The organism is Pseudomonas cichorii, assembly GCF_015471405.1.
GTDB classification, from domain to species: domain Bacteria; phylum Pseudomonadota; class Gammaproteobacteria; order Pseudomonadales; family Pseudomonadaceae; genus Aquipseudomonas; species Aquipseudomonas serbiensis.
This window is the reverse complement of record NZ_BLVZ01000008.1, coordinates 1-21,892: the sequence shown is the minus strand read 5'-3', so window position 1 is coordinate 21,892 and position 21,892 is coordinate 1. Positions and strand designations below refer to the sequence as shown.

The window sequence follows — 21,892 nt, the reverse complement described above, 5'->3', positions numbered from 1 at the left end:
GCGAGACAAGGGAAGGCCGCCAAGATGAGTGTTGCGTATTTCATCACGGGAACCGATACGGACGCAGGCAAGACCACTGTCGCAGCGGGCCTGCTGCATGCGGCTCGACTGGCCGGGCTGAGCACGGCAGCGGGCAAGCCTGTCGCCTCCGGCAGTGTCATCACATCGCAAGGGCTGCGTAATTCCGATGCCCTGGCCTTGCTGGCCGAGTGCTCGCTGGATGTTGGCTATGACGACGTCAACCCCTTTGCCTTCGAGCCGGCCATCGCGCCGCACCTGGCCGCCCGCGAAGCCGGTGTGTCACTGACGGTCAATTCGTTGCTGCAACCCATGCGCCGCCTGCTGGACAGAAACGCCGATTTCACTCTGATCGAGGGGGCGGGCGGCTGGCGTGTTCCTCTGGCGGATCAGAGCAATCTGTCCGATCTGGCCATGGGTTTGGGATTGCCAGTCATTCTGGTGGTGGGCGTGCGTCTGGGCTGTATCAATCATGCATTGCTGACGGCTGAAGCCATCGCTCGGGACGGGCTGCAACTGGCTGGCTGGGTCGCCAACATCATCGAACCCAAGACCTCTCGGCTGGAAGAAAACCTTGCGACCCTCTCCGAGCGTCTGCCTGCGCCTTGTATCGGGCGTTTGCCGCGTCTGAAGAAAGCGAGTGCCGATGCTGTGGCGGAACACCTGCATCTGGAACTGCTCGACGGATTTTGAAACACATTCACTATGTTGCTGATACACAAGGCGCTTTTGTCCGGTTCAAGGCAGAACCTATTGTCCGGCCATGTGCCATTAGTCTTTTTGTCGAGTATTCCGCTGCATTTACTGGTTCAATAGCACCTGTTCGCTATTTGAACTGAGGACCGGCTTATGCAAATCACCATGAACAATACACTCTATCCAGGCCTGAGCGCGATTCAGGTTGGGCAGGAGCGTGTCGATCAGGCAGCCACCCAGATCGCCAGCACCGGCATCGAAGTCTCCGGAAGAAGCCAGTCTTCGGATTTCCAGCTAGAGAACCTGCGCTCGGTCGACCGTAGCCAGCGTTCCGATCTGCCTGCCAACATCGTTGAACTGGCTGCCGGAAAAGAGCAGATCCAGGCGGGTCTGGCTGCGCAGAAAGCCAGCGACGAAGCGCTGGGTACTCTGATCGACACTTACGCTTGACCCCCGTCTACGCCGTGCCTTCTGCGCACGGCGTCATTGTCTGAATTTCACGCTATCACTTGCCTGTATCACCCCCGCAACCTTCCTTCCCTCAACTAGACTCACGGCATCGTTTCATCAACGCTGCATGCCTTCGCGTGCGCGGTCTGTAGCGCATCGATGATAAACGGTGTGTGAAGTGCTATTGACAAGGTTTAGGCGTAAACGTATGTTTCAAACACCTGTTTGACCGTAAGGCATACGAGATTGTCTGGTGCCTGGGAGTATGCTCCCGGCGACCGCCCGGTCATTCGTTCCAGGATTCATCAGCAGAGGTTTATCGCTATGCCTGAATACAAGGCCCCCTTGCGTGATATTCGTTTCGTTCGTGATGAGCTGCTCGGTTATGAAGCGCACTACCAAAGTCTGCCGGCATGCCAGGACGCAACGCCAGACATGGTCGATGCCATTCTTGAGGAAGGTGCCAAGTTCTGCGAGCAGGTACTGGCTCCCCTGAATCGGGTCGGCGATACCGAAGGCTGCACCTGGAGTGAATCGGGCGTGAAAACCCCGACCGGCTTCAAACAGGCATACAAGCAATTCGTCGAAGGTGGCTGGCCAAGCCTGGCCCATGACGTCGAGCACGGCGGTCAGGGTCTGCCCGAGTCGCTTGGTCTGGCCGTCAGCGAAATGGTTGGCGAGGCCAACTGGTCATGGGGCATGTACCCAGGCTTGTCTCATGGCGCGATGAACACCATTTCCGAACACGGTACGCCTGAGCAGCAAGAGGCCTACATGACCAAGCTGGTGTCCGGCGAATGGACCGGAACCATGTGTCTGACCGAACCTCATTGTGGTACTGACCTTGGCATGCTGCGCACCAAGGCCGAGCCTCAGGCCGATGGTTCCTATAACGTCACCGGCACCAAGATTTTCATTTCCGCTGGCGAACACGACATGGCCGATAACATCGTTCATATCGTGCTGGCGCGTCTGCCGGATGCTCCGGCAGGCACCAAAGGTATTTCGCTGTTCATCGTGCCCAAGTTCCTGCCTGCCGCCGACGGCAGCATCGGTGAGCGCAACGCGGTGACCTGTGGTTCGATCGAACACAAGATGGGTATCCACGGCAACGCTACCTGCGTGATGAACTTCGATTCTGCCAAGGGTTTCCTGATCGGGCCGCCGAACAAAGGCCTGAACTGCATGTTCACCTTCATGAACACCGCTCGCCTGGGGACTGCACTGCAAGGTCTGGCCCACGCCGAAGTCGCGTTCCAGGGTGGCTTGAAATACGCTCGCGATCGTCTGCAGATGCGCTCGCTGACCGGCCCGAAAGCACCGGACAAGGCCGCTGACCCGATCATCGTTCACCCTGACGTACGCCGCATGCTGCTGACCATGAAGGCTTTCGCCGAAGGCACGCGGGCCATGGTGTACTTCACGGCCAAGCAGGTCGATATCGTCAAATACAGCGAAGACGAAGACCAGAAGAAAGCCGCCGACGCACTGCTGGCGTTCATGACGCCGATTGCCAAGGCTTTCATGACAGAAGTGGGCTTCGAGGCCGCTAACCATGGCGTGCAGATCTATGGCGGTCACGGTTTCATCGCCGAGTGGGGCATGGAGCAGAACGTTCGCGACAGCCGTATCTCGATGCTGTACGAAGGCACCACCGGTATCCAGGCGCTGGACCTGCTGGGCCGCAAGGTCTTGATGACACAGGGCGAAGCGCTCAAGGGCTTCACCAAGATCGTCCACAAGTTCTGCCAGGCCAACGAAGGCAGCGAAAGTGTTCAGGAGTTCGTGACGCCATTGGCTGCGCTGAACAAGGAATGGGGCGAGCTGACCATGAAAGTGGGCATGGCGGCCATGAAGGACCGTGAAGAAGTCGGTGCCGCTTCGGTGGATTACCTGATGTATTCCGGCTATGCCTGCCTGGCTTACTTCTGGGCGGACATGGCGCGTCTGGCGGCCGAGAAGCTGGCAGCCGGTACATCCGAGCAAGCGTTCTACACCGCCAAATTGCAGACTGCGCGTTTCTACTTCCAGCGCATCCTGCCGCGTACCCGTACTCATGTCGCCGCTATCCTTTCCGGTGCTGGCAACCTGATGGATATGAAGGAAGAGGATTTCGGTCTGGCTTACTGATAAGCCTGCTCGTTTCTCAAAGCCGTCTGGCCCTGCGGGTCAGGCGGCTTTTTCTTGGATAAATGAAAAGATCGAGAAACCGCTTTCTTTGCCCAGGCAATCAATAAACCTTTTCGATCTCCTGCCGTTACAGAAAAGTAGCCAGCTATCAATCCTGCTGTATGCATTGCTCACTGGATAAAGGCACAATGCCATTATTCCAGATATTCACTCCGATGCCGAGTAGGAGACATTTCCCTTGTTGCGTCCATCTGCTGCACGATTGAGTCATTTTCTTCCTTCTGCAGCGTTGTTGTTTGCAGGACTTGCGGCTGCTTACGTCAAGGACCTGAACGTATTCTTCACCTCCCTGTTCAACGTGCTGCCGACGTTGGTCCTGTTGCTGGGCGGTGCCTATTGCGGTGTTTATCGACGTCAGCGTGAGCTGTTTCTGATGATCACCGTCTATATCGCCTACTTCCTGCTCGATACTCAGACCGATTACTACCGCGATCATGGCAAGGTCCGCGAGGATGCTGCCGTGGTTTTCCATCTTGTGTGCCTGCTACTGCCGGTATTGTTCGGGCTGTATGCGGCATGGGAAGAGCGTACCCATCTGTTCCAGGACCTGGTGGCACGTATTGCGGTACTGGTCGCCGTGGGCAGCGTTGCGTTCGGGCTTGAGCAAAGCTATCCCGCCGAAGTGCAGACCTGGCTGGCGGATATCCGCTGGCCTGCATTGCATGGCTCCTGGATGAGCCTGATACAGCTGTCGTATGCGATGTTTCTGGGCTCGTTCGGCCTGTTGATCTGGCAATACCTGGAAAAGCCACGGCCCTTGCATGCGGCACAGATCGTCGGGTTGCTGGGGCTTTTCTGGGCATTGCCCAAGACCTTCATCCTGCCGTTCACCCTGAATATCATGTGCAGCCAGGTGATGCTGATGATTGCCGCAGCGGTTGCCCATGAAGCCTATCAAATGGCGTTCCGCGACGAGCTCACCGGGTTGCCGGGGCGTCGGGCACTCAATGAGCGCATGCAGCGGCTGGGACGCAATTACGTGCTGGCGATGAGTGACGTCGATCACTTCAAGAAATTCAACGACACCCATGGCCACGATGTCGGCGACCAGGTGCTGCGTCTGGTGGCCAGCAAGCTGTCGAAAATCACCAACGGCGGTGGCAGGGCCTATCGTTATGGCGGTGAAGAGTTTGCCATCGTCTTTGCTGGCAAGACGCTTGAAGAGTGCCTGCCTCATCTGGAAGCCATCCGCGAGAGCATCGCCAATTACGAAATCCTGTTGCGCAACAAGGACAGTCGCCCGAAGGACGACCAGCAAGGCCGGCAAAAACGGGGTGCTACAGCGTCGAACAGTGTCTCGGTGACGGTGAGTATTGGTGTTGCCGAACGCCAGCCGGAGCATCGGACCCCCGAAGAAGTCCTCAAGGCTGCTGACCAGGCGCTGTATGCCGCCAAAGGGGCAGGGCGCAACTGTGTCATTGCCCATGGTCAGCAGAACAGGCGCGGAGCGGTGCGTACCGCTGAAGCTGTCAGCTAAAGTGGAATTGCTGTCATTGAACGGCGCTGCCTGTCATGCAGCGCCGTGTCGTTTCGTCTGTCGAATATGTTTGTGACTTTAATTTGTATTTTGGTCACACCATGACCCTATGTCTCTGAAACGTTGTTCGGTTAGACTCTTGGACATTGCCACCTGATTCGGGCACGTAGCGTGTCTGGATCTTCTTTCAGGTTTTCTTGCTCCCTGCTTGTGAGGTTTGCCATGGCTGACTACAAAGCGCCGTTGCGCGATATGCGTTTCGTCCTCAATGAAGTGTTCGAGGTTTCCAGACTCTGGGCTCAATTGCCGGCGCTTGCAGAAACTGTCGATGTCGAGACGGTCGATGCGATCCTCGAAGAAGCGAGCAAGGTCTGCAGCAAAACTATTGCCCCGCTCAGCCGTAATGGCGACGAAGAGGGCTGCCACTGGAAGGACACTGTCGTCACCACGCCTGCAGGTTTCCCTGAAGCCTATCGGACCTACGCCGAAGGCGGTTGGGTGGGCGTTGGCGGTAACCCGGATTTTGGCGGCATGGGCATGCCCAAGGTGGTGTCGGCGCAGGTCGAGGAAATGCTCAACTCCGGCAGCCTGGCGTTCGGCCTGTACCCGATGCTGACCACAGGCGCCTGTGTATCGATCAATACTCACGCGACCGAAGAGCTCAAGGCGATTTACCTGCCGAACATGTATGCAGGTACCTGGTGCGGCTCGATGTGCCTGACCGAAGCCCATGCCGGTACCGACCTTGGCATCATCCGCACCAAGGCCGTTCCTCAGGCAGACAATTCCTACAAGATTACCGGCAGCAAAGTGTTCATCACCGGTGGCGAGCACGACCTGACCGAGAACATCATTCATCTGGTCCTCGCCAAGCTGCCCGATGCGCCAGCAGGCCCTAAAGGTATTTCGCTGTTCCTGGTGCCCAAGTTCATGGTCAACGAGGATGGCAGCCTGGGTGAGCGCAATACGGTCAGTTGCGGCTCCATCGAGCACAAGATGGGTATCCAGGCTTCGGCCACCTGCGTGATGAACTTCGATGATGCCGTCGGCTATCTGATCGGCGAGCCCAATAAAGGCCTGGCGGCCATGTTCACCATGATGAACTACGAGCGTCTGGGTGTTGGCATACAGGGGCTTGCTTCCGGCGTGCGCTCTTATCAGAACGCTGTGGAATATGCGCGTGATCGTCTGCAAAGCCGTGCGCCGACCGGTGCGCAGAACAAGGACAAGGTGGCTGACCCGATCATTGTTCACCCGGACGTGCGCCGCATGTTGCTGACGATGAAAGCCTTCAACGAAGGTGGCCGGGCTTTCTCCAGCTATGTCGCCCTGCAACTGGATATCGCCAAGTTCAGCGAAGACGATACCGCCCGTCAGCGCGCCGATGATCTGGTCGCGCTGCTTACTCCGGTCGCCAAGGCCTTCCTGACCGATATCGGCCTGGAAACCACGGTTCACGGCCAGCAAGTATTCGGTGGCCATGGTTACATCCGTGAATGGGGCCAGGAGCAGCTGGTGCGTGATGTGCGCATCACCCAGATCTACGAAGGCACCAATGGCATTCAGGCTCTGGATCTGGTGGGCCGCAAGATTGTCGGGTCGAACGGCGCGTTCTATCAGTTGTTCGCCGACGAAGTGCAGGCATTCATCAGCGGTGCCGATAGCTCGCTTGCCGAGTTCACCAGGCCCTTGGGCGCAGCGCTGGATATGCTGAATGAACTCACTCGCTGGGTGCTTGACCGCTCGCGAGCCAACCCCAATGAGATCGGCGCAGCTTCGGTGGAGTATCTGCACCTGTTCGGTTACACCGCCTATGCCTACATGTGGGCCAGAATGGCCAAGGCTGCTCTGGGCAAGGAAGGGCAGGAAGACTTCTACGCCAGCAAGCTAGGCACCGCACGTTTCTACTTCGCTCGCTTGCTGCCGCGTATCCACTCCCTCAATGCCAGCGTGCGCGCAGGCAGCGAATCATTGTTCCTGATGGATGCGTCACAATTTTGAAGTCGTAGTCTGTAAGCATTTGCTTACGTGTTGTGTTGGCTTTTTGCCTCTTCCATAAGAATGGATCCAAAGTTACTCTAAATCCATGGACGTAGCGCAGGATGCGCAACAAGACATAACAGGGACACGAAGGGATTCCTGCCAGGATGGCGGGGCGAAAGGGATATCAGGGAAACAGTCTGGAAAGCCCCGCTTAGGCGGGGTTTTCTTTGTTCCTGCGATTTTTATAATGGCTGTGTGCCAGATCCCGTGGAACCCTTGTCGATGCCCAGGGTCGATTAGCTACCAGGCCTGTAAAAGGTCATCTAATCAGGAGCTTGCCCATGGACATCATTCGCATCATCTTCGCTATTCTGCTGCCACCACTGGGCGTGTTCCTGCAAGTCGGTTTCGGTGGTGCCTTCTGGCTGAACATCCTGTTGACGCTGCTGGGTTATATTCCGGGCATCGTGCATGCGGTGTACATCATCGCCACTCGTAAGTGATTTCCATTCGTTAAATGGCGTTTCCGTAGGAGCGAATTCATTCGCGAGGCGTCATCTGAAGCGATAGATCCTCTTCAGGTCTACGAGCCTTCGCGAATGAATTCGCTCCCATAGCAATGGATTCATTCGCGGAGTACATCCCGATAGAACCGCCATTCAGCCTCCAGCGCATCAGCCAGGTTCTCGGCTTTGCGAAAGCCATGGCGTTCGTCGGGGTAGAAATGCGCCTTGGCCGGGATGCCATTGTCCAGCAGGGCCTTGAGCATGGAGCGGGTCTGTTCAGGCACCACGACCGCATCCAGTTCTCCCTGAAAGAAAATGACCGGCACACTGATGCGCTGGGCATGTAGAACAGGGGTTCTGGCCTGATAGCGTTCGATATCCTCGACCGGGTCGCCAATCAGCCAGTCCAGATAATCACCCTCGAACTTGTGAGTCGCCTTGCCCAGGGCGATAGGGTCGCTTACGCCATAAAGGCTTGCCCCGGCACGGAAGACCTTGTGGAAGGCCAGCGCGCAGAGCGTCGTATAGCCGCCCGAACTTCCTCCACGAATGAATGCCCGATCCTTGTCGATCAAGCCTCGCTGCGCCAGATGCGCAACGACTGCGCAGGCGTCCTCCACATCCGCGACACCCCAGTTCAAATGCAGGCTTTGTCGATAGTCGCGGCCATAGCCTGTGCTGCCCCGATAGTTGAGGTCGGCGACGGCGAAACCGCGTTGAGTCCAGTATTGAATGCGAGGGTCCAGCACCGGGTAACAGGCCGAGGTGGGGCCGCCATGGATAAATACCACCAGTGGCGGCTTTTCGGTGTCGTCCATGGCCGGATAGAAGTAGCCATACGCTTCGGCCCCGCCACTGGCGTAGCACAAGGATTGCGGCAAGCTGATGTGTTCGGGCGGCAATGGCGATACACCGCCTGCCAGCACCTTCATGCTGCGGTCCTGGCGCGAAATGGCCAGTATCGCTGAGGGGCTGATTGCCGATGCCGCGATGCAATAGATGAATTGCTCATCAATGGCCAGGCTGCGAAACCGGGTGTAATTACCGCTGAAGTCTTCGACCGAACCGTTCGGGTGACGCAGGCCCAGTACGCCAAAGCCGTCTTGGGACCAACTGGCAAGGTAGCCGCTGTCTACTGGCAGCCAGGTACAACCGCCCAGTTGCCAGGGGGCTGGTGAGTGGTCGGCAGCAGCGGCCGGAAAAGGCGCAAAGCCTGAAGGCGTTTCGCCCCATGGTTGCCAGAAACCATCACGATCCGTCAGACAGCACAAACGCCCCAGGGCATCGAACTGAGGTTGTTGCAGCGATTCCTGCTCAGGACTATCGCCTGCCACGCAGCGCGCCGCCGACCAGGAGCCATCGCTCAACCGTTCGGCACACATCAACATCGTACTGGTCCAGGGCTGATGTGGGCGTTGCCATTCAATCCAGGCCAGTCGCTGCCCGTCCGGGCCGAGAGTGGGGGATGAGTAGAAGTCCGCACCTTCGGCCAGCAGATGGCGCTTTCCGTCAGCCAGATCAATCGCCACCAGACGATGGATCGCATGATCTTCCTCGACCGCAAGAATCTGTCCGGCAGCGAAACGCACCGCTCCATAGCGTTTGTCGCCATGGGTCAACTGCAAGGGCGCGCTGGCGTCCAGTGCTTGCCGGTAGAGCTGTTGATCGCGTTCATTGACGAATACGACGGCATCGTCGGCAATACAGAATGCCCCTCCACCGTATTCGTACACCCGACTGCGGACGCTGAAACCGTCGGGCGTCAGGCAGCGGGCATGGCCTTCGGACCAGTGCCAGATACGACTGGCCGCATCCTGTGGGCGAAATTCGCTCCAGAACAGGCCGGCCGCGCTTGCGGCCAGTTCGGCGAAGTCGACACCTGCAGCAACGGCCTGGGAGGCGCTGAACAGATCAGGATTTTGCGATGAGGCGTGAGTTTCGTTCATTGCGAAAGGCCAACTGCTCGATGGTTTTTGTCGCTGTTTCAGCTTCGTCGCGAGCCTGGGTAATCAGCTTGTGATGCGGGGATTTACTGCATACCGGATCGGCATTGGCTGCATCGCCCGTCAGCATGAAAGCCTGGCAACGGCAGCCGCCGAAGTCCTTTTCCTTCTCGTCGCAGGACCGGCAAGGCTCGGGCATCCACTCGTAACCGCGAAAGCGATTGAAGCCGAACGAGTCGTACCAGATGTGTTGCATGCTGTGGTCGCGCACGTTGGGAAACTGGACCGGCAATTGACGCGCGCCATGGCAGGGCAGTGCGGTGCCGTCCGGGGTCACGGTCAGGAACAGCTTGCCCCAACCGTTCATGCAGGCCTTGGGGCGTTCTTCGTAGTAGTCAGGCGTGACGAAGATGAGCTTGCACGGATGTTTTTCGGCTGCCAGCTTTTCCCGGTACTGGTTGGTGATGGCTTCTGCGCGAACCAGTTGATCCTTGGTCGGCAGCAGGCCTACGCGGTTCAGGTGCGCCCAGCCATAGAACTGACAGGTCGCCAGCTCCACGAAGTCGGCTTCCAGTGCCAGGCAAAGCTCGATGATCTTGTCGATCCGGTCGATATTGTGCCGGTGGGTGACGAAGTTCAGCACCATGGGGTAGCCGTGTTTTTTCACCGCACGGGCCATTTCCAGTTTTTGTGCGAAGGCCTTTTTCGAGCCGGCGAGCATGTTGTTCACCTGCTCGTCGCTGGCCTGGAAGCTGATCTGGATATGGTCCAGGCCCGCTTTCTTGAAATCGATGATTTTCTGTTCGGTGAGGCCGATCCCCGAGGTAATCAGGTTGGTGTAATAGCCCAACCGTCGGGCTTCGGCGATAAGCACGGCCAGATCCTGGCGCACCAGCGGCTCTCCGCCGGAAAAGCCGATCTGGGCCGCGCCCATCTGTCGTGCCTGTTGCATCACCGTGAACCACTGCTCGGTGCTCAACTCCTGGCCTTGTTTGGCAAAATCCAGCGGGTTGGAGCAATACGGGCATTGCAACGGGCAGCGATAGGTCAACTCCGCCAGCAGCCACAGCGGTAGCCCGACAGGTGGCGTTGGCGGAATGATCACGCTCTGTTCTGTCTCAGCCAAGGTCGATCCAACTTTCTTTATGAGCGACGCTCATGAAGTCTTCGACATCGGTGCCCAGCTCTGGAATGTTCGGGAAGCGTTCCTGCAGCGATGCGATGATCTGCGCCACATTGCGCTGCCCGTCCACCAAAGCGCCTATCAAGCCCGCACTTTCATTCAACTGGATCATGCCTTCGGGGTACAGCAGTACATGGCACTTCTGCGCCTCTTCGTACTGGAAGCGATAACCCTGACGCCAGGTGGGGACTAACTCTCGATCGAATCTCATAGGCTGATTCCCTTATGCCATACGTTCTTGTTGGTGACGCTGTGATAAGGCGGGCGGTGCAACTCGTACGCCATGCTCATGGCGTCCAGCATGCTCCACAATATGTCGAGTTTGAACTGTAGAATTTCCAGCATGCGTTGCTGGCCTTCATGGGTGGTGTAGTACTCAAGTGTAATCGCCAATCCATGTTCCACATCGCGACGTGCCTGACCGAGGCGAGTGCGAAAGTACTCATAGCCTGCCGGATCGATCCACGGATAATGCTGCGGCCAGGTGTCCAGGCGCGACTGGTGAATCTGCGGCGCGAAAAGTTCGGTCAATGAACTGCTGGCCGCTTCCTGCCAATTGGCGCGGCGGGCGAAGTTCACGTAGGCATCCACCGCGAAGCGAACCCCCGGCAGCACCAGCTCCTGCGAGCGCAACTGGTCCGGGTCCAGCCCCACGGCCTCGCCCAGACGCAGCCAGGCTTCGATACCGCCATCTTCACCGGGCGCGCCGTCGTGGTCGAGCAGGCGCTGAATCCACTCGCGGCGGATCTCGCGGTCCGGGCAGTTGGCCAGAATCGCGGCATCCTTGAGCGGGATATTCACCTGATAGTAGAAGCGGTTGGCGACCCAGCCCTGAATCTGTTCGCGAGTCGCCCGGCCTTCATACATCGCCACGTGGAACGGGTGATGAATATGGTAGTAGGCGCCTTTGGCGCGCAGGGCTTGTTCAAATTCGGCACGGGACAGCGCAGCTTCGCTCATCTTGGCTCCTAAAGTTCGATACTCATGCCGTCATAGGCTACTTCGACATTGCGGCGAACCAGTTCGGCGCGTTCCGGTGAGTCTTCGTCGAGGATTGGGTTGGTGTTGTTGATGTGGATAAGCACCTTGCGCTGGTCGGGAAAACCTTCAAGTACTTCCAGCATGCCGCCGGGACCGTTCTGGGCCAGATGGCCCATTTCCCGGCCGGTACGGGTGCCGACGCCGCGGCGCTGCATTTCATCGTCGTCCCACAATGTACCGTCTACCAGCAGGCAATCGGCCGCGTGCATCTTTTCCAGCAGCGACTCATCGACCTTGCCCAGACCAGGTGCGTAGAACAGTTTGCCGCTGGTCCTCAGGTCTTCGACGATCAGGCCGATGTTGTCGCCAGGATGCGGGTCGAAGCGGTGCGGCGAGTACGGCGGTGCAGCGCTGCGCAGCGGGAACGGCGTGAAACGCAGGTTCGGGCAGGCCGGAATGACGAAGCTGCCTTGCAACTCGATACGGTTCCAGGTCAGGCCGCCATTCCAGTGCTTGAGCATTTCAAATAGCGGGAAGCCCGTGCTCAGGTCTTCATGGACCATATCGGTACACCAGACCTGATGCGGACAACCTTCGCGCAGGCTGAGCAGGCCGGTCGTGTGATCGATCTGGCTGTCCATCAACACGATGGCGCTGATGCCGGTATCGCGCAGTGCCCGGCCCGGTTGCATCGGCGCGAAACCTTGAAGTTGTGCCCGAATGTCCGGCGATGCGTTGCACAGGACCCAGTTGACGCCATCGTCGGAGACCGCGATGGAAGATTGGGTGCGCGCCTTGGCGTTAAGGCTGCCATCACGAAAACCTGCGCAATTGACGCAATTGCAGTTCCACTGGGGGAAACCACCGCCAGCAGCGGAACCTAGAATCTGGATGTACATATCAGCTCCATACCGCGTGACCTGAAACGCTGAAATAAAAATGGCCCGGCCAATAAAAAAAGCCCCGGCGAACCGAGGCTTTGCACCGCATGACTATCAACGGCTTGCGAAGTACATGGTGACTTCAAAGCCGATACGCAGATCAGTGTAAGCAGGTTTGGTCCACATGGGAGAGCTCCTTCAGAATGATTGCAGCGGTTGGTGACTACATCTTAGTGCGTTCGCATGTGCATACGTTCAGATGCTTAGGAAGCTATCTTACTCAATTTAGCCATTTGGCAGGGCGGGAATTACATGAAAGATGCCTGTCATGAAGTGCTGTTACCCGGCCAGGCCTCAGGAACCGGGCGGTTGGACAGGATGAGCCACCCTGCGCGGGCATCCTTCAACTGATCGGCGGCAGTGAGTAACGAGTGTTTTTCCAGATGTAACAGCGTTTTCCGCAAGGCTTCAAGGCCGTCGCCATCACGTCCGGCAAGGCGGGCCTGCCAGAGCAACTCTGCTGTTTGTTCATGAGGCATTGCCGTCATATCGAACTGCTCGGCCAGAGTCTGACGCAGCGCTGGAATATCGGCGTTCTGGATCAGGCTTGGCAGCGCATTGATGAATGTCTCGATGTGCTGAACAAGTTGCCCGGCGCTGCATGTCGGTGATTGAACCCCGAACAGCAGTCCGCTGCGCCCCGCAATCTGGCGTAGCCCGCTGAAGACCGCATAACCCAGTTGCAGCTCGACCCGCAGGCGTTGATAGAAAGGTGCCTGTATCAAGTGTGCGAGCATGCGCCACACGGCGTCATCTTCGGTGGATAAGCCGGGTGCGGTGCAGAACACCAGTACCGCGTCTTCCGATGAGCCAGATGATTGCGTTTGCCAGCGCTTGCCGGGTGTGGCCGACGGCGCGTCAGGCAATGGCTCATCCGCGGTGCCGGGCATATTCAGCAAGGCCGCATTTAAAAGCGACTGGCTGTGTGCTGGCAGGCCGCTGGCAAAGCTGATCCAGCGTGAACTGGCCCAGACCGCTTGAATATCATCGCTGATTTGCCCCCGAGCCTTATTCAGGAAATGATCGGGAAGCACTTTGAGTAGCTGACGAATCGGAATCAGCGCGGGCTCACTAGTCGCCTGAACATGGCGTGGGGCCGGGTGCTGCAATAACTGCCGGGCGTGCTCGACGATGGCCGCCATCGGTTCATGAATACCGGTCAGTTTGAGTTCCCAGTAATTGCCGTAAGCGCTGAAAGACAGTGCCACACCGGCTTGCCTGGCTTGTTCGATCAGGTTCTGCAGGCCGCCATTGAGTATTCGCCACAATTGGGGCTGAGCTGTCTGCAATTGCCATCGCAGAAAAAATGCCGCTTCACCGCTGCCAGTGCTTACGGGCAGCAGGAAAGGGTTGCTTGAAGGCAGGCACCACTCGACTTGTCCACAGGGCTGGTTATCCACAGGTCGCGCAGTGAGCAGGGTTTCCGGCGTTAACTGATCGAGCACGGCGTTCAGTGCCAGGAGGTCTTGCCCGGGCGCATTGCGGCAGAAATGATGCGCCAGATCCAGCGCACCACAGGTTTGCAGACGCCGTTGTTGCAGGTTGCGGTATTCATCAGCCAAGGCAGGCCCGTGGACCTTGAAGAAGGCAAGCCAGTCGAAAAACAGCGTGGCTATCGTGCTGGACGAATGAGGATCTGCTCCCGTGCAGTCGATATCGAGCAGCAATTGCCCCGCGAACTGATAAAGAGGCGCAGCCTTGAGCGACTCGATAAGTCCTTGCCCGGCCAGCTCGGCAACCAGCCCGCCAGTTTGTGGCGCCATCAGCCAGTGGCAGAAAAATGCGACAGCCTCTTCTGCATGTTCGGGTAAGCCTTCGCAGGCAAACAGCAGATGCACGCTTGGCGCCTGACAATCAGGTTGTTTGTCGATCAAGGGCGGCGGCTTTTGCTGCATGACTTTGCGACCTGCCCGAAAGCTTGCGCCGTGCTCTGTTGCCAGTGCCGTCAGTTCAGCCAGCGATTGAGGGCCGCTCAGGCATAAGGTCATCTGCCCGGCTTGATAGAAACACTGATAAAACCCCTGAAGCGCCTGCTGAAAGGCCGGGTTGGGCACTGAAAGGCTGTAACGATTGCCTGCATGAAAACCACGCAGCGGGTGCTGCGGGTTGATGGGGTCCAGCAGGTGGATCTGCTGACGGGCCTTGGCATCCTGAGCCCAGGCAATGAACTCGGCATGCAGCACTTCACGTTCGCGCAACTGATCGGGCATGGCCATACGCGGGTGAGCGAGCATATCGCAAAGACGTTCCAGACCTTGGGCGAATGCTGTTGGGGGCAGTTCAAAGAAGAAGTCAGTGGTGCGTTCGCGAGTGCTGGCATTGATCTGCCCGCCATGGCGCTGCACGAATGCCATGAGGTTCTGATCGGCAGCGAATCGCTCGGTGCCCAGAAAAAACAGATGCTCCAGAAAGTGCGCCAGCCCAGGCCACGCCTGGGGAACATCATGGCTACCGGCCGCAACCCGAAGCGACGCCGCACAACGCTTGAGCCGTGGCGCATGACACAGCACCACGTTCAAGCCATTGGGCAGCACAAGTCGCTGGATATCAGGCATGACCGTTTCCACAGAAAACAAGTCGTCATGCTAACGGTGCATTGATGTAGGAGCGAATTTATTCGCGAATTGTCCTTTCGCGAATGAATTCGCTCCCACAGAACCCCTGTCAGCCTGCTAGCAACCAGACACCGGTTGCCGCCGAAGCCGCACCTGCAATCCTTACCAGCGGCGCAGCAGCCCGAGGCAGTACGCGCACCACTGCATAGCCAGCCGCATGCAATGCAGCCGTTGCTACCACGAAACCGGCCGCATAAGCCCATGGGCTGGACATGTCCGGCAGCTCAAGACCATGGGCCACGCCATGGAACATCGCAAACACTGCCGTGGCCACAACGGCCAGGGCCAGCGGCGGACGTACAGCCAGCGCTACGGCCAGGCCCAGCGCCAGTACTGAAGCCGAGATGCCGCTTTCCAGCGCAGGCAGTTCCAGGCCAGCGAAGCCCAGCAGGCCACCGATCAGCATGGTGCCCACGAAGGTGCAAGGCAGTGCCCAGCGGGCGGCGCCTTGTTGTTGCGCGGCCCACAAACCGACCGCCAGCATGGCCAGCAGGTGATCCAGGCCACCGACCGGATGGCCGAGGCCCGCGATCAGGCCGTTATCGCCATGGCCTGGGTGCGCCAGAGCGAGGGTCGGGGTTAGCAGCAAGGCGAGGGCACCGAGGGCTTTTTTGTAGTTCATGAACAGGTTTCCTTGGAGGTTTGAATTCAGGCGTTGATCGTCAGCAGACCCTGGCGCTCGATAATGGCAATGATCTCTTCCAGACCCTGGCCGGTTTTCTGATTGCTGAACACGAAAGGCTTATCGCCACGCATCTTCCTGGTATCGCGATCCATCATTTCCAGCGAGGCACCCACCAGTGGTGCCAGGTCGATCTTGTTGATCACCAGCAGGTCGGATTTGCAGATGCCGGGGCCACCCTTGCGCGGCAGCTTGTCGCCAGCCGAAACGTCGATCACATAAATCGTCAGGTCCGACAGCTCCGGGCTGAAGGTCGCCGACAGGTTGTCGCCACCGGACTCGACAATGATCAGGTCCAGCCCCTCGAAGCGGCGGTTGAGCTGGTCAACGGCTTCCAGGTTGATGGAGGCGTCTTCGCGAATCGCCGTGTGCGGGCAGCCGCCGGTTTCCACGCCAATGATGCGTTCCGGTGCCAGAGCTTCGTTACGCACCAGAAAGTCGGCATCTTCACGGGTATAGATGTCGTTGGTCACGACTGCCAGGTTGTAGCGCTCACGCAAGGCAAGGCACAGAGCCAGAGTCAGTGCGGTCTTGCCGGAACCGACCGGGCCACCGATACCGACACGCAGAGGTTGGCTGTTCATTGAGTTCTCCATGGATGCTAGGACCGGAACAACCGGCTGTATTGACGTTCATGGGCCATGCTCGCCAGTGACAGGCCGAAGGCGGCGCTGCCGATGTGCTGGATGTCTTGAGCCGTGGCGTTTTGTTGGGCCTGCTGCAACAAGGGCAGCAGTTCACTGGTCAGGCGTTGTGCGGCTTGCTGGCCCAGTGGCAAGGTTTTCATCAGTACCGCCAGCTGGTTTTCCAGCCAGCTCCACAGCCAGGCTGCCAGCGCGTCCTGTGGGTTGATCTGCCAGGCCCGTGCCGCGAGCGCCCAGCCGAGGGCCAGATGCGGTTCGCCGGTCTGTTCCAGAAAACGGCGGGCAGGGCGATCCAGCTCCGGCAGCCCGTTGAGCAACTGTTGCAGGGAGTAGCCCATCTGACGGCTTTCCAGATGCAGCTCACGGGTTTCCCGGCTGGCGCGATGCTGTTCGCTCAGTTGCAGCAACTGGCCCCAATCTTCCTCGGCGGCCGCCGTACAGTGGGCGAGCATCAAGGGAGCCTCGAAGCGGGCGAGGTTGAACAGCAACTGATCGCCGATCCAGCGGGCAGCGGTTTGCGGATCGACCACGATGGATTGCTCCACAGCCATTTCCAGCCCTTGCGAATAGCTGTAGCCGCCAATCGGAAGCTGCGGGCTGGCCAGACGCAAAAGCGCCCAGGCGCGGTTCACTTGCGCACGCCGAACTGGTGCAGGCGCGGCGCGTAATTGAAGTCTTCTTCACCGGCGCGTGAATGGTGATGACCGCCCCCATAAGCTCCGTGCTCCGGCTGGAAGGGCGCCTCGATGGTTTCTGTCGTTGCTCCGAGCTGGTCGAGCATGGCCTTGAGCACGTAGTCGTCGAGCAGGCGCAGCCAGCCGTCGCCCACTTGCAGGGCAACGTGGCGGTTACCCAGGTGATAGGCGGCGCGGGTCAGTTCAAAGGTGCTGTTGCAGGTGACGTGCAACAACTGCTCCGGGCGTGCACAGACACGAACGATGCGACCATCTTCGGCTTGCAGGAATTCGCCGTCATGAAGAGGCGGCTGTCCGCGTTGCAAGAATAATCCTACGTCTTCGTTCTCGGCACTGAAGCAGCGCAGGCGACTTTTGCTACGTGCCTCGAAATTCAAATGCAGTTCTGCGGCCCATTCGGGTTGGGGCTCGATTCGTTTATGAATCACCAGCATCAGAAAGCTTCCAGCTAATTGCGATGCTTCAAATCAGAGCAAGGGGCTTGCCAACAGTGCAGAAATCGAAAAAAGACGGGAGCTATTGGAGGGCTGACCAGAAAAGCGTCAATTAAGTGCGCAATTATGGTGCGGCGGTTTGTTTGTGTATCACGCTGGTGCGATTTTTCTGACGGAAACATCAGTCATGGCTGCCAAGGCCTTTCCAGTGCTTGGCGCCCATGAAGATGAATCGCAGTTGCTGGGTAATCTTGGCCTGGGGCGTGAGATGGGCCGCTAGCGTGGCCGAAGGCGGGTCGATCAGCTCTGGCAGCATGGCGAATACGCTTTTGACAACCAGGTCGGCGATCACCGATAGAGCTTTGACATCGAGGTGCTTCCACTTGGGCATTTTTGCCAGATCGGTCGTCAGGTCGGCGCTGATGCCTTCGCGCAAGGCACCCAGAGCCTGACGCACCTTGAGGGAGCCGCCATATTGCTCGCGGGCCAGAAACAGGAACTGTGAACGGTTGGCCGCCACCTGATCGAGAAAGATCTGCACCGACGCATGAATCAGACCGCCCATGACCAGTTCGTTATGGCGCACCAGGCGAATGGTTTCACGAAAGGTCTGGCCCACTTCACTGACCAGCGCCAACCCCAACTGGTCCATGTCTTCGAAATGACGATAGAAACCGGTCGGCACGATGCCTGCCGTGCGCGCGACTTCCCGCAGGCTCAGACTGGCGAAACCGCGCCCGCTTTCCATCAACTGGTGTGCGGCGTCCAGCAAGGCTCTTCGGGTCAGTTGTTTCTGTTCGGCGCGGGGCAGCATGAGGTACACATTTCTGCGGTTAGACTGTGCTGCACTCTAGCAAATGAGCTTTGCATGCGTCGAAAGGCTTTTGATGGGATGGCACGAGGCAGCTACCTTTTTCTTTGATGGAACCTGTTGGGCTATTTACCTATCAGAGCAAACCCTCGGCACTTTTGTCAGTCGAAGGAACATGTCGTATTCAGCGCACCATGGCCGGGGCGCTGGTTTTTGGAGTGTCGTGCAATGACGCGCAGCCGCAAGATTTTCGCCTGGACAGGTGCCACGTTGTTATTGGTGCTTGCCGTACTGGTCATTGTGATCGCCACCTTCGATTGGAACCGCATCAAGCCAACACTCAACGAAAAAGTCAGCGAAGCGCTGCATCGACCGTTCGCAATCAACGGGAACCTTGCTGTCCTCTGGCAGCGAGAGCCGGAGTCCGGTGGCTGGCGCGCCTGGGTGCCATGGCCGCATTTCGTGGCTCAGGACTTGAGCCTGGGCAACCCCGAGTGGTCGAAAACCCCGCACATGGTCACGCTCAAGCAAGTCGAGTTTCGTCTTGCCCTGCTGCCTTTGCTGGTGCAGGAGGTTGTGATTCCGCGTATCGACCTGACCGGTCCCGAAGCGAAGCTTGAGCGTCTGGCCGATGGTCGCGCCAACTGGGTATTCGATCTGCCCAAGTCCGACCCCGATGCTGAGCCCTCCAGCTGGGTACTGGATATCGGCGCGATCAAGTTCGACAAAGGGCTGGTCAGCTTCAATGACCAGACCTTGAAGACCCAGCTGGATCTGGTGATCGACATGCTGGGCAAGCCGATCCCTTTCGGTGACATCGTCGGCAGCAAAGAGGTGAAGAAGGCTCAGGAGAAGGGCGCTGTCCCGCAGGACTATGCCTTTGGTCTGTCGGTCAAAGGGCAGTATCACGAGCAGAAGGTAAATGGTGCAGGCAAGGTGGGTGGTTTGCTGGCCTTGAAGGACGCCACGCAACCTTTCCCGGTGCAGGCCGATCTGAAGATCGGCGATACGCAGATTGCCATTGCCGGAACCCTGACCGATCCGCAGAATCTTGGCGCGCTTGACCTGCGTCTGAAACTGTCCGGCACAAGCCTGAGCCACCTCTATCCATTGACCGGTGTTGCCTTGCCGGACTCTCCACCCTATTCCACGGATGGCCGTTTGATCGCCAAACTGCACGACGCTGCCGGAGCGAATTTCCGCTACGAAGGCTTCAACGGCAAGATCGGCAGCAGCGATATTCATGGCGACCTGAGTTTTGTGGCCAGTCAGCCACGGCCCAGGCTCAGTGGGGTATTGGTTTCCAACCAGTTGCTGTTCAGCGACCTTGCGCCTCTGATTGGTGCTGACTCCAATGCCGCGCAGAAAAAACGCGGTGGCGAGAGCAAACAGCCCAAGGGCAAGGTCCTGCCCGTGGAAGAGTTTCAGACCGACCGCTGGCGGGCGATGGATGCCGATGTGGAGTTCACCGGCAAGCGCATCGTACAGAGCCCGGACTTGCCCTTTACAGACCTGTATACGCATCTGTTACTCAATGACGGCCAGTTGAGCCTTCAGCCGCTGCGCTTTGGTGTGGCGGGTGGCAAGCTGGATGCCGAAATCCGTCTTGATGGCCGCACCCAGCCGTTGCAGGGCCGGGCCAGGCTGTCGGCGCGTAACTTCAAGCTCAAGCAGTTGTTTCCGACTTTCGAGCCCATGAAAACCAGCTTCGGCGAGCTCAATGGTGATGCCGATATCAGCGGCCGTGGCAACTCGGTTGCGGCTCTGTTGGGCACGGCCAATGGCGACTTGAAGATGTTGGTCAACGACGGAGCCATCAGCCAGGGCCTGATGGAAATCGCGGGGCTCAATGTAGGTAACTACGTGGTCGGCAAACTGTTCGGCGACAAGGACGTGAAGATCAACTGCGCCGCGTCAGACTTCGGCATCAAGGACGGTCTGGCCACCAGCCGCCTGTTCGTGTTCGATACCGAGAACGCAATCATCTACATCGACGGCACCGCAAACTTCAAGACCGAACAACTGGACCTGAAGATCAACCCCGAGTCCAAGGGCTTCAGGGTGTTCTCGCTGCGTTCGCCACTCTATGTGAATGGCCCGTTCGCCAGCCCCAATGCCGGCGTGCAATCAGGCCCATTGCTGTTGCGCGGAGCGGGCATGGTGTTGCTGGGCGCTACGGTCGGTCCTGCGGCGGGGCTGCTGGCACTGGTCGCCACTGGCGACAGCACACCGAATCAGTGCGGGCCATTGCTGGAGCAGATGAGGGCGGGCAAGGCACCCAAGACCGTGAAGTGAAACTGATACTTCACCTGACCTGTCGCGAGCAAGCTCCCTCCCACAGATCGTGGGAGGGAGCTTGCTCGCGACGGTGTTTTGAAGATTTACAGGTCGTTCAGGATATCGGCCATGTCATCCGCATGCTCTTCTTCCTGGGCCAGGATGTCTTCGAAGATGCGACGGGTAGTCGGGTCCGATTCGCCGATGTATTGAATGATTTCACGGTAGCTGTCGATGGCAATGCGCTCGGCAACCAGATCCTCATAGACCATTTCCTTGAGGGTCTTGCCTGCAACGTATTGGGCATGAGAGTTCTTCGACAGGGTGTCCGGGTTGAACTCCGGCTCGCCGCCCAGCTGCACAATACGCTCAGCCAGTTTGTCGGCGTGCTCGGCTTCCTGCTGCGCATGCTCCAGAAACTCGTCTGCCGCCAGGCTCGCCTTCAGCCCGTTCGCCATGAAGTAGTGACGTTTGTAGCGCAGTACGCAGACCAGCTCGGTCGCTAGCGACTCATTGAGCAAACGCAGGATGGTTTCCCGGTCCGCGCTATACCCTTCGGTGACGGCACCGTTCTCAACGTTGTGGCGGGCACGTTCACGCAGGCTGCTGACATCGGATAGCTGGGGTGCAGAAATCATGATTTATCTCCATGGTTCATCAGGTATGCGTCCCGCTCTTGGTGAAGGGCTCGGCGGGATCATCAATAGGTGTGAGTAATGAATGCGGAGAAAGTTTTATCGGATTTTGGATAACCCGCCGTTGGCCTGATATGTAAAAAATATAAGAAACGACTGCCGAACACCGAGGTCCCTAATTTGAGGCATTCATTTATGGAGATACCAAATGCTCAAGTTTTTGGGTGGCACCGTCGGCATCATTTTCCTGATTGGTTTGATCGTGGTCATTGCGCTGTTCAAGCTGGTTTTCTAACGCACGCTCAAAAAGCTCGATGCTCCAGGCATCGAGCTTTTTGATGAGCGCAGGCATTAAGCCTTGATGCGCAAATATCTGCGCACCCCATCCTTGATAAAACACCCCTGAAACCCCCTCCAAGCCTTATCAACAGGGCTCTTCGACCAGCTGCGCAAGATATTGCGCAGGTGCGCACGGGCTTGCGCACTTTTTCGGGATTTTTGTATGAAAAATAACCAGTTTTTATGGGTTTTAAATTTAAACTATTGATTTATATGTAGAAAAATTAACAGGCATGACTCTTGATACAGACCGTTCCCACGTCCGAGCGAAGTCGCTCGGCAACCATCAGGGAACAAGGGATGTTCATGCTCGTTTACCAGGCTCCTCGCTTCATCACTCTTCACCTCCAGGTATCCGCTGAAGACGCACGCAGCGGTGCGTCCCATGACTA

General features: G+C 58.0%; 21 protein-coding genes. 8 read left to right on the top strand and 13 right to left on the bottom strand.

Annotation, left to right across the window (positions count from 1 at the left end):
• The first annotated feature begins 24 nt into the window (after nucleotides 1-24).
• The 6 genes from bioD to JL015_RS13715 all read left to right on the top strand — a co-directional run bounded on the left by bioD (nucleotide 25) and on the right by JL015_RS13715 (nucleotide 7,317).
• A complete protein-coding gene (gene bioD, locus JL015_RS13740; protein ID WP_201018829.1) occupies nucleotides 25-711 on the top strand; it encodes a dethiobiotin synthase in 687 nt (228 codons plus the stop codon).
• A gap of 156 nt (nucleotides 712-867) precedes the next feature.
• The gene (locus JL015_RS13735; RefSeq protein ID WP_201018828.1) at nucleotides 868-1,164 is read left to right on the top strand and encodes a pyrroloquinoline quinone biosynthesis protein PqqE; all 297 of its coding nucleotides are present in this window, start codon (nucleotides 868-870) and stop codon (nucleotides 1,162-1,164) included.
• A gap of 324 nt (nucleotides 1,165-1,488) precedes the next feature.
• Complete coding sequence (locus JL015_RS13730; RefSeq protein WP_201005109.1) at nucleotides 1,489-3,294, top strand: phenylacyl-CoA dehydrogenase; 1,806 nt, start codon at nucleotides 1,489-1,491, stop codon at nucleotides 3,292-3,294.
• Nucleotides 3,295-3,532: 238 nt separating this feature from the next.
• On the top strand, nucleotides 3,533-4,831 hold the full coding sequence (locus tag JL015_RS13725) for a GGDEF domain-containing protein (protein WP_201018827.1): 1,299 nt from the start codon (nucleotides 3,533-3,535) through the stop codon (nucleotides 4,829-4,831).
• 222 nt (nucleotides 4,832-5,053) lie between these two features.
• On the top strand, nucleotides 5,054-6,832 hold the full coding sequence (locus tag JL015_RS13720; protein ID WP_201018826.1) for an acyl-CoA dehydrogenase C-terminal domain-containing protein: 1,779 nt from the start codon (nucleotides 5,054-5,056) through the stop codon (nucleotides 6,830-6,832).
• Between the two features lie 323 nt (nucleotides 6,833-7,155).
• On the top strand, nucleotides 7,156-7,317 hold the full coding sequence (locus JL015_RS13715) for a YqaE/Pmp3 family membrane protein (protein WP_201018825.1): 162 nt from the start codon (nucleotides 7,156-7,158) through the stop codon (nucleotides 7,315-7,317).
• Nucleotides 7,318-7,439: 122 nt separating this feature from the next.
• Here JL015_RS13715 and JL015_RS13710 read toward each other — a convergent pair whose 3' ends face one another.
• From JL015_RS13710 to JL015_RS13655, 12 genes are all read right to left on the bottom strand, one after another.
• Nucleotides 7,440-9,266 (bottom strand): S9 family peptidase, encoded by a 1,827-nt coding sequence (locus tag JL015_RS13710; protein ID WP_201018824.1) that lies wholly within the window; start codon nucleotides 9,264-9,266, stop codon nucleotides 7,440-7,442.
• A complete protein-coding gene (gene pqqE, locus JL015_RS13705) occupies nucleotides 9,232-10,389 on the bottom strand; it encodes a pyrroloquinoline quinone biosynthesis protein PqqE (protein WP_374063421.1) in 1,158 nt (385 codons plus the stop codon). The genes JL015_RS13710 and pqqE overlap by 35 nt, the downstream gene beginning before the upstream one ends.
• Nucleotides 10,382-10,657: a pyrroloquinoline quinone biosynthesis peptide chaperone PqqD gene (gene pqqD / locus JL015_RS13700; RefSeq protein WP_201018823.1), complete on the bottom strand. Its 276-nt coding sequence runs from the start codon at nucleotides 10,655-10,657 to the stop codon at nucleotides 10,382-10,384. Before pqqD ends, pqqE begins: the two co-directional genes overlap by 8 nt.
• Nucleotides 10,654-11,406 carry a pyrroloquinoline-quinone synthase PqqC gene (gene pqqC / locus JL015_RS13695; RefSeq protein ID WP_201018822.1) on the bottom strand — a complete coding sequence of 251 codons (753 nt, stop codon included), beginning with the start codon at nucleotides 11,404-11,406 and terminating at the stop codon, nucleotides 10,654-10,656. The genes pqqD and pqqC overlap by 4 nt, the downstream gene beginning before the upstream one ends.
• Nucleotides 11,407-11,414: 8 nt before the next feature.
• A complete protein-coding gene (gene pqqB / locus JL015_RS13690; RefSeq protein WP_201018821.1) occupies nucleotides 11,415-12,326 on the bottom strand; it encodes a pyrroloquinoline quinone biosynthesis protein PqqB in 912 nt (303 codons plus the stop codon).
• 96 nt (nucleotides 12,327-12,422) lie between these two features.
• Nucleotides 12,423-12,494 carry a pyrroloquinoline quinone precursor peptide PqqA gene (gene pqqA / locus JL015_RS13685; protein WP_008365141.1) on the bottom strand — a complete coding sequence of 24 codons (72 nt, stop codon included), beginning with the start codon at nucleotides 12,492-12,494 and terminating at the stop codon, nucleotides 12,423-12,425.
• A gap of 140 nt (nucleotides 12,495-12,634) precedes the next feature.
• A complete protein-coding gene (gene pqqF, locus JL015_RS13680) occupies nucleotides 12,635-14,923 on the bottom strand; it encodes a pyrroloquinoline quinone biosynthesis protein PqqF (RefSeq protein ID WP_201018820.1) in 2,289 nt (762 codons plus the stop codon).
• 109 nt (nucleotides 14,924-15,032) lie between these two features.
• Nucleotides 15,033-15,605, bottom strand: coding sequence for a HupE/UreJ family protein (locus tag JL015_RS13675; RefSeq protein ID WP_201018819.1), 573 nt, complete (start codon nucleotides 15,603-15,605; stop codon nucleotides 15,033-15,035).
• Between the two features lie 26 nt (nucleotides 15,606-15,631).
• The gene (gene ureG, locus JL015_RS13670; protein WP_201018818.1) at nucleotides 15,632-16,249 is read right to left on the bottom strand and encodes an urease accessory protein UreG; all 618 of its coding nucleotides are present in this window, start codon (nucleotides 16,247-16,249) and stop codon (nucleotides 15,632-15,634) included.
• A 17-nt stretch (nucleotides 16,250-16,266) separates the two neighbouring features.
• Nucleotides 16,267-16,941 carry an urease accessory protein UreF gene (locus JL015_RS13665; protein WP_201018817.1) on the bottom strand — a complete coding sequence of 225 codons (675 nt, stop codon included), beginning with the start codon at nucleotides 16,939-16,941 and terminating at the stop codon, nucleotides 16,267-16,269.
• Entirely contained in the window at nucleotides 16,938-17,438 is a 501-nt protein-coding gene (gene ureE / locus JL015_RS13660; protein ID WP_201005086.1) for an urease accessory protein UreE, read from the bottom strand. Before ureE ends, JL015_RS13665 begins: the two co-directional genes overlap by 4 nt.
• Before the next feature lie 181 nt (nucleotides 17,439-17,619).
• Nucleotides 17,620-18,252, bottom strand: a complete 633-nt coding sequence (locus tag JL015_RS13655; RefSeq protein WP_201018816.1) for a TetR family transcriptional regulator — start codon at nucleotides 18,250-18,252, stop codon at nucleotides 17,620-17,622.
• Nucleotides 18,253-18,477: 225 nt separating this feature from the next.
• On the opposite strand from JL015_RS13655, the gene JL015_RS13650 reads away from it, so the two are divergent.
• A complete protein-coding gene (locus JL015_RS13650) occupies nucleotides 18,478-20,544 on the top strand; it encodes an AsmA family protein (protein WP_201018815.1) in 2,067 nt (688 codons plus the stop codon).
• Between the two features lie 86 nt (nucleotides 20,545-20,630).
• Here the strand turns inward: JL015_RS13650 and JL015_RS13645 are convergent, their stop codons facing one another.
• Complete coding sequence (locus JL015_RS13645) at nucleotides 20,631-21,164, bottom strand: ferritin-like domain-containing protein (protein ID WP_374005033.1); 534 nt, start codon at nucleotides 21,162-21,164, stop codon at nucleotides 20,631-20,633.
• A 205-nt stretch (nucleotides 21,165-21,369) separates the two neighbouring features.
• On the opposite strand from JL015_RS13645, the gene JL015_RS28270 reads away from it, so the two are divergent.
• Nucleotides 21,370-21,456 carry a hypothetical protein gene (locus JL015_RS28270; RefSeq protein ID WP_442963079.1) on the top strand — a complete coding sequence of 29 codons (87 nt, stop codon included), beginning with the start codon at nucleotides 21,370-21,372 and terminating at the stop codon, nucleotides 21,454-21,456.
• The last annotated feature ends 436 nt before the right edge of the window (nucleotides 21,457-21,892 follow it).

Excerpts from the sequence above, each read along its gene's own strand:
- JL015_RS13730 (WP_201005109.1), top strand. The coding sequence starts at position 1,489 with ATGCCTGAATACAAGGCCCCCTTGCGTGATATTCGTTTCGTTCGTGAT.
- pqqC (WP_201018822.1), bottom strand. The coding sequence starts at position 11,406 with ATGAGCGAAGCTGCGCTGTCCCGTGCCGAATTTGAACAAGCCCTGCGC.
- JL015_RS28270 (WP_442963079.1), top strand. The coding sequence starts at position 21,370 with ATGCTCAAGTTTTTGGGTGGCACCGTCGGCATCATTTTCCTGATTGGT.
- JL015_RS13655 (WP_201018816.1), bottom strand. The coding sequence starts at position 18,252 with ATGCTGCCCCGCGCCGAACAGAAACAACTGACCCGAAGAGCCTTGCTG.
- JL015_RS13675 (WP_201018819.1), bottom strand. The coding sequence starts at position 15,605 with ATGAACTACAAAAAAGCCCTCGGTGCCCTCGCCTTGCTGCTAACCCCG.
- JL015_RS13650 (WP_201018815.1), top strand. The coding sequence starts at position 18,478 with ATGACGCGCAGCCGCAAGATTTTCGCCTGGACAGGTGCCACGTTGTTA.
- pqqD (WP_201018823.1), bottom strand. The coding sequence starts at position 10,657 with ATGAGATTCGATCGAGAGTTAGTCCCCACCTGGCGTCAGGGTTATCGC.
- ureE (WP_201005086.1), bottom strand. The coding sequence starts at position 17,438 with ATGCTGGTGATTCATAAACGAATCGAGCCCCAACCCGAATGGGCCGCA.
- ureG (WP_201018818.1), bottom strand. The coding sequence starts at position 16,249 with ATGAACAGCCAACCTCTGCGTGTCGGTATCGGTGGCCCGGTCGGTTCC.
- JL015_RS13710 (WP_201018824.1), bottom strand. The coding sequence starts at position 9,266 with ATGAACGAAACTCACGCCTCATCGCAAAATCCTGATCTGTTCAGCGCC.
- JL015_RS13645 (WP_374005033.1), bottom strand. The coding sequence starts at position 21,164 with ATGATTTCTGCACCCCAGCTATCCGATGTCAGCAGCCTGCGTGAACGT.
- JL015_RS13715 (WP_201018825.1), top strand. The coding sequence starts at position 7,156 with ATGGACATCATTCGCATCATCTTCGCTATTCTGCTGCCACCACTGGGC.
- bioD (WP_201018829.1), top strand. The coding sequence starts at position 25 with ATGAGTGTTGCGTATTTCATCACGGGAACCGATACGGACGCAGGCAAG.
- JL015_RS13735 (WP_201018828.1), top strand. The coding sequence starts at position 868 with ATGCAAATCACCATGAACAATACACTCTATCCAGGCCTGAGCGCGATT.
- pqqB (WP_201018821.1), bottom strand. The coding sequence starts at position 12,326 with ATGTACATCCAGATTCTAGGTTCCGCTGCTGGCGGTGGTTTCCCCCAG.
- pqqF (WP_201018820.1), bottom strand. The coding sequence starts at position 14,923 with ATGCCTGATATCCAGCGACTTGTGCTGCCCAATGGCTTGAACGTGGTG.
- JL015_RS13720 (WP_201018826.1), top strand. The coding sequence starts at position 5,054 with ATGGCTGACTACAAAGCGCCGTTGCGCGATATGCGTTTCGTCCTCAAT.